Here is an 11,885-nt window from a genome sequence, read left to right as displayed (position 1 = left end):
GAAAATGCAAAATTGAAAGTTATCAATTGCATAATTGGTTAAATTTTATTTTATTCACTCTTTTGAAAACTTGAAATTAAAAATGATAGTCATAGGACACCTCATTTTCAATTTTCAATTCTCAATTTTCAATTGTTATTAAGCATTAGCTCAATAAACGGGTTATAGTAATTGGCACCCTTGGCGGCAACTCCGTCAAGTCCTTTACCACCATTCTTCGGGCGTTTCACGTCACCGAAGATACCTTTTTCCAGCGCGGTGAAAAGTCCTTCACGCTCGATGTTTTCGAGTAGAGCGATTGCGTTGTCCAATACTTCTTTGGCACGACTCTGGATGATACCGTCCTTTTTAAATTCTACCTCGTCGCCGATGTTTTTCATGTTACTGAAAATGTATTTGGCATTCTCGATAGAGAGGTAACGGTCGGACATGAAAGGCGTGTGGATTGCTTCTGTTGGCATTCCCAACAATTGGATACCTTGTGAAGTCCATATTCCGATCATGTTGAAGAGTGCATCCTGTATGTGTCCGCGGAAGATATTTCCCGTCATGAACTTGGTCGGAGGCATATATTTTAACGTTGCTTTCGGGAAAATTTCACGAGTCATTTGTGCTTGGGAAAGCTCCAGCAGGAATCCGTTTTCCAGCGACGGGTCCATCTCAAAAGCGTGTCCCAATCCCATTTGTTCTTCTTTCAGTCCCGCGAGTAAAGCCAATTGTTCGTTGATAAGGTCGGAAGCCAGCACGGTATGCGCTTGCTCCACGGCATCGGCGGTAGTCAGATAGTTGTCCTCACCCGTGTTGATGATCACTCCGGCAAACCCGTTGATTACACGTGACATGAACTGGTCAACCAGCGTGCGTTGCATGTTGATGTCGCGGAAAAGAATCCCGTAAAGAGCATCATTCAACATCACGTCCAAGCCTTCCAAGGCTCCCATGGCGGCAATTTCCGGCATACATAACCCGGAACAGTAGTTGCACAAGCGGATGTAGCGTCCGACTTCTTCGCCCACTTCGTCCAGTGCTTTACGCATGATGCGGAAGTTTTCCTGTGTCGCGAAAGTTCCCCCGAATCCTTCTGTTGTTGCTCCATAAGGCACGTAATCCAACAAACTCTGCCCTGTTGTACGGATTACGGCGATAACGTCAGCACCCTGCCGTGCGGCTGCTTGAGCCTGTACCACGTCTTCGTAGATATTTCCGGTAGCGACGATCACGTACAGGTAAGGTTTCGGGCCTTCGCCTATCGTTTTCAGGTAATGTTCTTTTTTCGCCCGCCGGTCACTGATACGCTTGATACTTGCATCCACGTATGGTTTCAAGGCCGCTTTGATCTTCTCCATCGGGTGAACGGGTAATGTGGTCATATCCAGCTGTCCCTCCGCGACTTTCTCTGCTATTTGTTGCGGGTTCATTCCGGTTTCCACGATGGTGTTCCCGAGGAAAAAGAGAATACCTTGTCCTAATACTCCTTTGTCTTTGAGCTCGTCTACCAACACGTTGGGGAGCGGTACCGTGTTGGCGTCCACGCCATCAATGCCGAGCAAGCGGCATAAAGTACGCTCAACGGCAACGGTAGAGTACTGCTCCACGAATTTCTGTACGTCGTCGGCTATCTTTCGTGACACTTCTTTCGCGTGTGCCACTTTGTTGAAATCTAACCCTAATTTACTGTTCTGCATATTTTTGTTCTGTTATAAATTCTGTTCCAAATAGTTCTCCGCTTTGTCCAACAATTCCTCGTCTACACCCAGAATACGGGCAATTCTCATCGCTTCATGCGGCACGGAGTCTTGAGTCTCCTCGATTAGCGAATAATCGATAAACTCGTTTATGTTATTGATGGTCAATCGACCGTCTGTTTTGTCTTTAATAAATCCTTTTACCCGCATCTTTTTGCATCCGGCTTTGATGCCGCTGTAATGTGAGGTAATCAGGGAACGGACACCTTTACCCGTGAGGAAGTCAAGCACTGCGTTGACGATGGCCTTTCCTTCCGTGGGATTGGTTGTTCTTGCCAGTTCGTCAATCAAGATAAGAGCGTTTTTACCTGCTTTTACATCTTGAATGATGGTATTGAGCCTTAGCATCTCCGAGGCAAATGAAGAGAGGCCGCTAAGTTCCGATTGTTCGTCACCGATGCACAAAAGAACCTCGTCTACCAAAGCGATTTCAGCGTGTTCTGCCGGAACGTAGAAACCGAATTGGAATAAGGTTTGTGCCAGAGCCACGGTTTTGAGGATGACACTTTTACCTGCCATGTTTGCCCCGGTAATCAAGCATGCCCCGGGGGCGATGTCAATGTCGATAGCTTGAAATTTCTTACCTTCCGTCTTCAGGACTTCTTTTACCTGCGGGTTGAAGATGTTTTTGTAACGGGTGACTGTTTCCGAAATCTCCGGTTTACACAATTGCATCTTGATGGCCTGCTTTGCTTTGGCGAGCAATATGTCAAGCGTGGCAATATTGGCGAGTGCTTCGTTGATTTCAAGTTTATACGGGTGTATTCGTGCGGACAATTCTTCCCGGATGCGGTCTTCCAGCACGGTATGCTCGAATTGTAACTGCTCCAGCACCTTGCTGTCGGTTCGCTCGTTCATTTTTAGCGTTTTTATTTTTACCCGCAAGGCTGCCAGTTCTTCGGAATAAGCATCATAAACGTAAAAATGAGGTATACGCATTCTTTCCGGGTCCAGCGTGTTGACTACCGGTTCCAAGTCCGGAAGTGATACCACGTCTATACGGGCGGCAATGAGCAGTTGCCGGATATCCATAACGAGTAAAGAGAATGCCTTTAATTCAAACAGTTCAATGTCGTCCAATGCTTGTGCTTCTGTTATCTGGTTTGCTGTACCCCGGATATCTTTCACTTGCATGAGCTTTACATTGATCTTGGTAATGGTGTCCGTCAACAAGGAATCACGCGAGATGTTGATTGTCGCTTCCGTTTTATCCAATTCGGCGATAATCTCTTCCCTCGTGTGTAAGTACGGTAGTGTGTTCAATACACGTTTTGCCAGACCGGATTGAATTTCCAGTTTGTCTATCATGTATCTGAACCCGTTTACTTCTTCTATTGCGCCGCGTAAAAACACCTTAATTCAATTTTAGATTTAATGATTTTAGATTTTAGATTGAGAATTATTTTCAATCCTTTTCACATCGTATACCGGGATGCCCAAGCTCGTTTGCATGGCGACCCGTAGTTCGTCCGAATCCAGACAATATCCATCCGGTGATTGGGGATTTATACAGACTGCCAGTAGTTTACTTTTTTGCAAAACCTGTATGGTACCGCCTTTTTTCACGAAGGCGTAATAGTTTTCCATGGAAGCGAACATTTTCGTGAAATCCCGCATGATTAGAGTGATTTCCCGGATTTGTTTTTGCTGCCGCAGGAATTGCAATAATTTGTCACTTATGGCGCCTGCCGCGTATAACGTGTTCCCGTGCTTGAAAATATCGTCTTTTTTATTTTCAAGCATAAACACGGAGGGAATGTCTAAATCGTAGATGTTCCCTTCGTCATCTATCGACCACACACCTTGCTCGATTGCCATCAGCTTCCGCACGATGTCGGGTGCTGCTTCATTCAGGCAGATGAGGTCGTAAACGTATTTTGTTTTTCTTACCAGTTGAGGAATATTACAGGATAAAGCTGCTCCCGTGGCAAGTACCATCGCTTCAGTCACTGCCGGAGAGCTTAGACTGAGGCGGGAGAGAGCCCCGTCCACGATTGTCGTGTCGACATCCCAACGCTTCATATCATGAATCAAGGTACGCAGCGAACCCGTGTCAGCGGGTCCGGATAGCAACACTTTTCCCGACGAAACGGCTCTGGCGGTAACCAAGCGTCCCAAAGAGGTTTGTTGTGTGCTGACATCCATGATTTCTGCCACCAGCCTTTTGTCTCGGTAGTGCATCTCGGACGTGATGAATATCATATCCTCGAATACCTCTATTTCCGGTTTGGGCATTTGGCAGACCTGATCTCTGCTTTCCCCGTCAATGCCTATGGAGGTGAGGGCAAAACGCTTCCCCGTATTCTTCACTCGCCGAAGAATGTAGTTCAAGCATTCTGTCTTACCGGCGTTTTTTGCCAGTCCCACGATTGCAATACTGTTGTATTTTAATATTTCCTCGATAAACACGGTTTCAATTTTAGATTTTAGATTTTAAATTTTAAATTTATTATTCCGTGAAGAATTTAAAATCTAAAATTTAAAATCTAAAATTAGTTTATTCGTGGTGATTTCTCTCGTTACGTGCCAAATGTTTCGGCTCGATAGAGAGGGCATCACCATTTAACAGGGCGGCTACCCCTTCTTTGCGAGCTTTTTCGCATTCCGGGCAGTGGCACTCTTCTTCGTATCTTTCCGGTTCCGTGTAAGTGGTAATAACACCCTCGTAGTTTCTCAACACGATGCGTTTGGGTGATTGAGAAAGGATATACGTCGGCATTACCGGGGTTTTACCTCCTCCTCCGGGAGCGTCAACCACGAACGTGGGAACGGCATATCCGGAAGTATGTCCCCGCAAGTTCTCGATGATCTCGATACCTTTGGATACGGGAGTACGGAAGTGTTCGATACCCATGGAAAGGTCACATTGGTAGATATAGTACGGGCGAACACGCATTTTCACCAATTCGTGCATCAATTTCTTCATCACGTAAGTGCAGTCATTGATACCTCTCAGTAACACGGTCTGGTTTCCTAGAGGGATTCCGGCGTCAGCCAAGCGGGCGCATGCTGCCTTTGACTCTTCCGTAACCTCGTTCGGGTGATTGAAATGAGTGTTCAACCAGATCGGGTGATATTTCTTCAGCATGTTTACCAGCTCCGGGGTAATACGTTGCGGTAATACAACCGGGGTACGGCTTCCGATACGGATAATCTCCACGTGCGGGATAGCTCTCAATTTGCTGATGATGTATTCCAAACGGTCGTCGCTAACCAACAGGGCGTCACCTCCGGAAAGCAATACGTCGCGTACTTGCGGGGTTTTCGCGATGTAATCGATACATCTGTCGATGCGCTCGGTCGGGGATGCACAGTCATGTTGTCCCGCGAAGCGTCTGCGGGTGCAGTGACGGCAATACATGGAGCATTGGTCGGTAATCAGGAATAATACCCGGTCCGGATAACGGTGTGTCAATCCCGGGACAGGAGAATCGCTATCCTCGTGTAACGGATCTTCCAGATCGGCTGCTGATTTGTGCAATTCGAGAGCCGAGGGTACGGATTGTTTCCGTATCGGGCAATGCGGATTGTTCTTGTCAATCAAGCTCAAATAGTAAGGGGTAATCGCCATTCTCAGCGTCTTTAAAGACTCGCGTATACCATCCTCTTCTTCTTTGGTCAACTCGATGTATTTCTTTAATTGATCGAGTGTTTCAATTCTGTTTTTCACTTGCCATTTCCAATCGTTCCATTGTTCGTCGGTAACTTCCGGGAAAAACTCTTTTCGTCTGCTTTCTGACATCACTTTATTTATTTTAGATTTTAAATTTTAGATTTTAGATTCCAGCCGCACAAGGCTGGCACTTTATTTATTTTACATACAGTTTTTCAAATAACTCGCGAATTTCTGCGGACTCCCGGATAATATTCAGGGTTAGTTCCGCATGTCCTTTTGCGTATCCGTTTCCTACGATTAAATTTATATCTTTTCCTACTCCCTCGGCTCCCAACGCCGCTTTCGTGAAGCTGGTCGCCATAGAGAAGAAGTAAACACATCCTTGTCCTTTGGTGACTAAAATAGAGGTCATTTCTGTCGAGGGCACGTTCACGTTGTTGATTGTCACCTCACAACCTCTTTCGCCCGCTATGGCAGTCACTTTCTTGTACACGTCCATCACTTTTGTCGCGTCGGCGACAATCACGTGAGTGGCGAGATTCATTTCTTTTATTCTTCGGGCGTTCTCTTCCGAGTATTCCACCACGATGACCTTTCCGTAAGGTCCCACGTTTTTCATTGCCTGATAGCAGCAAAGTACTCCCGACTTGCCGCCTCCCCCGATGATACATACCGTATCACCTTCTTTTACCAGACGAGCCACTTGAGCCGGGGCTCCTGCCACGTCCAACACGGCTAATGCCAGTTTTTCCGGTATATCGTCAGGCAGTACGGCGTACAAGCCGCTTTCGAAAAGAATGGCTTGCGCTTCCACGTCAACCTGATCCGATGCCGGGTCAAGATTCTTGATTTTATTAATTTTCAATGGGGTAAGGGAAAGAGAAACCAACGTGGCGATTTTGTCACCCACTCTTAATGATTTATCCGGGAATGCCGGACCTATTTCGTTTACCGTACCGATTAACATTCCCCCCGAACCGGTCACCGGGTTTTGCATCTTGCCCCGTTCTTCCACGATGGAAAGAATCATTTCTTTCATTTTTGACGCATCCTTTCCGCAAGCACCTTTGATCTGCGTGTAACTGGCAGAGTCTATATTCAGTGTTTGCACGTCTATCAACAACTCGTTGTCATAAATGCTCATCGTGTTATCCAGCTTTTGTGCCGGTTGAGGAAGTGTTCCTTCCGGGATAATTACCCTGTGTGTACCGTATCTACAACCCTTGTCCATCGAATAATTTTAGATTTATGATTTTAGATTTCAGATTATGATTTACGATTGATAATTACCGTGAAAGCAATCATAAATCGTAAATCATAAATCGTAAATTAATTAAGCGTAAAGTTCCGTAAAGATCTTTCTTAAAGCTTCTGATTCTCTCAATTCTTGAAGAGTGATCTCGGCATGACCTTTCGTGTAGCCGTTACCCACGATCATGGTTACGTCGCTTCCCACTCCTTCAGCACCGAGAGCTGCTTTCGTGAAGCTGGTCGCCATAGAGAAGAAGTAAACGACCCCCGTGTTTTTCGTGCAAAGAATAGAGGTCATTTCCGTGTCGGTGATGTTCACGTTGTTGATGGTTACGTCGCACATCTCGCCATTCGTCAATTCCTCGATTTTTTCCATCACGGGAACGGGTTGAGTCGCGTCTGCGGAGAATACATAGTCGCAGAAACCGAGTTTCTGTAAACGTTCGGTACTCTTCTGGCTGTGGCACAATCCGATTACTTTACCGGTAACTCCTGCACGTTTTTTAGCCTCGTAACAGCACAACATACCTGATTTACCACCCGCGCCGATGATTAAAACGGTATCACCCGGTTTAACCAATTTGGCAGTTTGGGCGGGAGCTCCGGCAACGTCCAATGCTGACAATGCCAAATTCTCGGGAAGGTCTGCCGGAATCTTGGCGTAGATACCGCTCTCGAAAAGGATTGCTTTCCCGTCGATGTCAACTTGGTCAATGTCCGGACGGATATCTTTAATCTTGTCGATGCGTAGCGGAGTTAAAGAAAGAGAAACCAAGGTTGCGATTTTGTCGCCTTCCTTCAAGTCGATTTTACCTTTCAATGCATCACCTATTTTTTCAACCGTACCCAACAACATACCGCCTGATCCGGTTACCGGGTTGCGGTGTTTACCTTGTTTTGACACGATGTCCAACATGATTTCGGCAATCTTGGCTTTGTCGCCGCCTGCTTGTTGCTCGATCTGGGTGAAGCTGGCTGAGTCGATATTCAAGGTTTGTACATCAATCAAGATCTCGTTGTCATAGATCTCGTCCATGTTGTTGTCAATCTTGTTAGCGGGTTGGGGTAACACACCTTTCGGTTCAATCACACGGTGAGTTCCGTATTTGTTTCCTTTCTTTTGCATAGTATTTAAAATTTATAAGTTTGAAAATGAATTACTTTAAAGGTTTTAATCCTAAAATTTCTCTTGCTTCGGCTGGAGTAGCGATTCCGCGGCCTAATTCTTTGGCTATGCGAACCACTTTTTCTACCAATTCGCCATTGGATTTAGCGAGGACTCCTCTTTCGAGATACAGGTTATCTTCAAAACCTACTCTCACGTTACCGCCCATGGCAATAGCCGCGGCAGCAAGAGGGAAAGCGTGACGTCCGATTCCGGTTGCCGTCCAAGTAGAGCCTGCCGGAATAGCGTTTACTAACCAGCAGAGATTCGGTACAGTGGCAGGGGTACATCCGGGAACGCCGAGAACGAAATTGAATTGCATGGGAGCCCCGGGAACCTGACCTTTTCTGGCCATGGTTAGTATCGTGTCGAGATGTCCCATTTCAAAACATTCGTATTCCGGTTTGATATTGTTTTCTATCATTCTCTTGCCAAAATCCCGCATCATGGGCATGGTGTTCTCGAAAACATCGTCACCGAAATTGCAAGTACCGCAATCGAGGGTAGCCATTTCGGGGAAAAGTTCAGTCGGTTGAAGACGTTCTTCAGCGGTCATACCTACGGCGCCTCCCGTGGAGGGGATAAGGATCACATCGGGGCATACCTTGTAGATAGCGTCGATGCACTCTTTGAAGCGTGCTTTGCTTTGGGTAGGAGTACCGTCGTCTTCACGAACGTGAATGTGAACAATGGCTGCTCCCGCGTCCACTGCTGATTTGGCTTCTCTCACGATCTCTTCTACCGTGTATGGAACGGCGGGATTTTGTTCTTTGGTTACTTCAGCCCCGCAAATGGCTGCTGTGATAATTAATTTCTCCATAAATAGTCATTTAATTTTTTCTCTGGTCTTCTTTTTTGACAACGCAAGTCCCACTGGCACGGCACACCACGATCGGTTCTTCCAGCACGTCGGCGGCGGAAGCCGAGATGTCCGGACGGGCTACAACCACTTTCTTTGCCTCGAAAACCATCTTGCGAGAAGTGTTTCCTACTTTCACGATTTCTCCGGTAGCCTCGATGTAATCCCCGGCGTAAACCGGCGCAAGGAATTCGATGTTGTCGTAAGCAACAAACAGGCCTTCGTCCCCGTCATGCATGATTAACAATTCCGTGGCAACGTCACCGAACAAGTGAACCATGTGTGCACCGTCTACTAAATTTCCACCATAATGAGCATCTTTAGCACTCATTCTTAAACGTATCATTGTTTTTTCCATCTTTCTTGATTTTAGATTTTAAATTTTAGATTTTAGATTTTAGATTGAGAAGCATTTTCAATTTTCAATTCTCAATTTTCAATTATATAGTCTACCATGATAGACGGCGTCTTCACGTTTTCGGCAGCGATTTCTCCTACTTCCACGAGTTCATTCACCTCGGCAATCACCAAATCGGCGGCGGCAGCCATCAGCGGGTTGAAGTTTTGCGACGTTCCCCGGTAGACCAGATTTCCGGCTTTATCCCCGAGGCTCGCGCCCACGAGGGCGATGTCCGCTCTCAACGGTTTCTCGAGCAAATAATCTTTGCCGTCCACGTTGATCACTTGTTTTCCCTCGGCAACGATGGTTCCCATTCCGGTTTGAGTCAGGATACCACCCAATCCGCAACCGCCTGCACGCACGCGTTCAGCTAAAGAACCTTGCGGGCAAAATTCGATTTCCAGTTCGCCGCTATTCATTTGCTCGCTCGTGCAAGGGTTTGTCCCGATATGTGACACGAAAAGTTTTTTTACTTGCTTGTTAGCGATCAACTGACCTACCCCTCTGTCCGGGAATGCCGTGTCGTTGCAGATTAACGTAAGGTTCTTCACGCCGGACTTTGCCAAGGCGTCAACGAGCTTGTTAGGGGTTCCGTTTGCAAGGAATCCGCCAACCATAATGGTCATACCATCCTTTACTTTTGATACAGCCTCTTCGATAGAAATAAATTTACTCATAAGGAAGCATTTTTATATTGTTTCAGTTAAATATTTAACACATTCACATTGATTTGTCAAATTTATATCGTTTTCGGGAATAAATGAAATATTTTCAACACAAAAACGGAAAAAATTCTTTATTGAGAATCATTTTACGTAGTCGAAAACATCCTTTACCCGTTCTCTCACACTTCACGGCTATAAATTTACACAATTTGTAACGTGTTTCCAATTTTTTTTCGCGTATTATTTTATTCGAGCAAAAAGGGAGTAATACGGAAGAAAGCAGGATAATAGTAGGATAACTTACGGGTATTTGGCATGTCGATAGGATATATTCTAGTGCGAAGATACAGTAGCAGGTAGCGAATTTCCAAATAACAGGCATGAATATTTTATGCTGATAGGAGGTTGATAGGGGTTTCGTGGGAGTATCATAGAAGTATTTCCCACGAAACCCTAATGGAAATGTATTTTATATTGTGCGAAAAGGTATTTCTTCTCCTGTATATCCCTTGATTGTTGGTAGGAATATCAGCATCGCTTGCCCATCGTCAAGGCTTGTTCCATGGCTTTCGTTTGTTTGATTTCGCCGATTTGCCAAGCTCCCACGCCATAGATTACTCCTTTTTCTTTTGCCTCTTCCAGACAATCGGTAAAGCCCCGGAAGCCTTCGACGGTGCGTTCCATGGCGGGGATGCTCGTGTCGGCAGCTGTCACGATAAAGTAGAATTCCTTGTTACTGATTTCGGTGTAACGGGAACATGTCCGGTCTATCAGGGTTTTCATCTGGGCATCCATCGTGTAGAAATAGACGGGAGTGGCCATTACGATGACATCTGCGGCGATCATCTTTTCCAGAATTTCGGACATGTCATCCTTTTGCGGGCACGGCTTTCCCGCGTTACAGATGCCGCAGCCCGTGCAATAATGAATCGTCCGGTCTTTTAGAAATATCTTTTCTACTTGGTGTCCGGCCTCTTGTGCGCCTTGCATGAATTGGTCGCATAATAAGTCGGAGTTTCCGCCTTTCCGTGGGCTTCCGGATAAAATAAGTACTTTCTTGTTCATGTCGTTTTTGTTTTTTACAAAGATATGGAAAAATAGGGTGTCGGTTGTTATATATATTACGGGTATATATACCCTAATTACTGATTCCTGTTAATAATAAGGGGATGAGTGATGACATCTTGAAACGATTTCTTAGATTTGCATGGTTGATTAAGAGTTAATGAAACGATATGCGAGAAGTAATGGTTCAATATTTACAACACCGTCTGTTACGGTGGTTTGATGAGAATCAGCGGGTGTTCCCGTGGAGGGAAGCTCGTGCGACGAAGTATCAGCAGATCGTATCCGAGATTCTGTTGCAAAGGACGAAGGCGGAGACCGTGGCGAGATATTATGATACTTTTTTCTCGAAATATCCGGATTGGGAAGCTCTTTGCGGCGCAACGCTGGAGGAATTGGAAGAGGTGATGAGGCCGTTGGGATTATACCGGCATCGAGCGCGGAGGCTTTATAAGCTGACGGAAGATTTGCGTCGCAGGGGAGGGCAACTTCCGGGGGACGCGAACGAGTTGAGGGATTCCGGTTTCGTGGGTTTATACGTGACGAACGCTTTCGAGTTGTTTATATTGAGAAATCGTAAACCGTTGCTGGACGTGAATATGTCCCGTTTATTGAAGCGTTATTTTGAACCGGGTGATTTTATCGACGTGCGTTTTGATAAAGAAGTGCAGGAGTTGGCGAATGACATAATCGAGGTGCGGCGCTGCAAGGAGTTGAACTGGGCGATACTGGATTATGCCGCTATGGTATGCCGGAAAAGAAACCCGTTGTGCGGGGGGTGCGTGTTGAATAAGTATTGCAAGTATTACGCCCAGAGCCGGGAGAGGTCAGATCAGTCCGGTCGTGGTGAACACGAAGCAGGATAATGCCCCGAGTGATTTTTTTAGCTTCTCGATACCGAGTGCTTTCAATCTTTTCACGTTGGCGACGGTGACTTCCATTTGTTCGGCAATTTCCTCTTGTTTCAGTCCTTCCAGACTGAGCCGGATCACTTCTGCCATGCGGGGTGGCAGTTGTTCGATGGATTCATTCAAGAGGCGCAAGGCTTCTTCCTGTATGATATAGTTTAACGTGGACGATTCGTTTTCTTCCGTGAGATGTTTATAGCGTTCGTTTTCT

General features: G+C 46.0%; 12 protein-coding genes. 1 reads left to right on the top strand and 11 read right to left on the bottom strand.

What is annotated here, in order from left to right; translation table 11 throughout:
- Positions 1 to 128: 128 nt before the first annotated feature.
- From Q5866_RS14190 to Q5866_RS14145, 10 genes are all read right to left on the bottom strand, one after another.
- On the bottom strand, positions 129 to 1,685 hold the full coding sequence (locus tag Q5866_RS14190) for a lysine 5,6-aminomutase subunit alpha (protein ID WP_303180912.1): 1,557 nt from the start codon (positions 1,683 to 1,685) through the stop codon (positions 129 to 131).
- Between the two features lie 12 nt (positions 1,686 to 1,697).
- Entirely contained in the window at positions 1,698 to 3,098 is a 1,401-nt protein-coding gene (locus tag Q5866_RS14185; RefSeq protein WP_303180910.1) for a DNA mismatch repair protein MutS, read from the bottom strand.
- Between the two features lie 27 nt (positions 3,099 to 3,125).
- Positions 3,126 to 4,154: a hypothetical protein gene (locus Q5866_RS14180; RefSeq protein WP_303180909.1), complete on the bottom strand. Its 1,029-nt coding sequence runs from the start codon at positions 4,152 to 4,154 to the stop codon at positions 3,126 to 3,128.
- A gap of 88 nt (positions 4,155 to 4,242) precedes the next feature.
- On the bottom strand, positions 4,243 to 5,487 hold the full coding sequence (ablA, locus tag Q5866_RS14175; RefSeq protein WP_099289824.1) for a lysine 2,3-aminomutase: 1,245 nt from the start codon (positions 5,485 to 5,487) through the stop codon (positions 4,243 to 4,245).
- 67 nt (positions 5,488 to 5,554) lie between these two features.
- Positions 5,555 to 6,592: a zinc-binding dehydrogenase gene (locus tag Q5866_RS14170; RefSeq protein WP_099289825.1), complete on the bottom strand. Its 1,038-nt coding sequence runs from the start codon at positions 6,590 to 6,592 to the stop codon at positions 5,555 to 5,557.
- Between the two features lie 102 nt (positions 6,593 to 6,694).
- Positions 6,695 to 7,738 (bottom strand): zinc-binding dehydrogenase, encoded by a 1,044-nt coding sequence (locus Q5866_RS14165; protein WP_303180906.1) that lies wholly within the window; start codon positions 7,736 to 7,738, stop codon positions 6,695 to 6,697.
- Positions 7,739 to 7,769: 31 nt separating this feature from the next.
- The gene (locus Q5866_RS14160; protein ID WP_186977520.1) at positions 7,770 to 8,597 is read right to left on the bottom strand and encodes a 3-keto-5-aminohexanoate cleavage protein; all 828 of its coding nucleotides are present in this window, start codon (positions 8,595 to 8,597) and stop codon (positions 7,770 to 7,772) included.
- A gap of 10 nt (positions 8,598 to 8,607) precedes the next feature.
- Positions 8,608 to 8,994 carry a hotdog domain-containing protein gene (locus tag Q5866_RS14155; RefSeq protein WP_099289828.1) on the bottom strand — a complete coding sequence of 129 codons (387 nt, stop codon included), beginning with the start codon at positions 8,992 to 8,994 and terminating at the stop codon, positions 8,608 to 8,610.
- Between the two features lie 71 nt (positions 8,995 to 9,065).
- Positions 9,066 to 9,713, bottom strand: coding sequence for a CoA transferase subunit A (locus Q5866_RS14150; protein WP_227217279.1), 648 nt, complete (start codon positions 9,711 to 9,713; stop codon positions 9,066 to 9,068).
- A 516-nt stretch (positions 9,714 to 10,229) separates the two neighbouring features.
- Positions 10,230 to 10,766 (bottom strand): flavodoxin family protein, encoded by a 537-nt coding sequence (locus Q5866_RS14145; RefSeq protein WP_099289830.1) that lies wholly within the window; start codon positions 10,764 to 10,766, stop codon positions 10,230 to 10,232.
- Between the two features lie 170 nt (positions 10,767 to 10,936).
- On the opposite strand from Q5866_RS14145, the gene Q5866_RS14140 reads away from it, so the two are divergent.
- Positions 10,937 to 11,632 (top strand): hypothetical protein, encoded by a 696-nt coding sequence (locus Q5866_RS14140; RefSeq protein ID WP_292270660.1) that lies wholly within the window; start codon positions 10,937 to 10,939, stop codon positions 11,630 to 11,632.
- Here the strand turns inward: Q5866_RS14140 and Q5866_RS14135 are convergent.
- Positions 11,594 to 11,885, bottom strand: a 292-nt coding sequence (locus Q5866_RS14135; protein ID WP_303180900.1) for an RNA polymerase sigma factor, incomplete at its 5' end; no start/stop codon positions are given. The two genes, Q5866_RS14140 and Q5866_RS14135, sit on opposite strands and share 39 nt — an antisense overlap.

It is taken from the genome of uncultured Butyricimonas sp. (assembly GCF_959596855.1).
In the GTDB taxonomy this organism is placed as follows: Bacteria; Bacteroidota; Bacteroidia; order Bacteroidales; family Marinifilaceae; genus Butyricimonas; species Butyricimonas muris.
The sequence above is the reverse complement of the archived record's forward strand: the minus strand, read 5'-3'. Positions and strand labels throughout refer to the sequence as shown.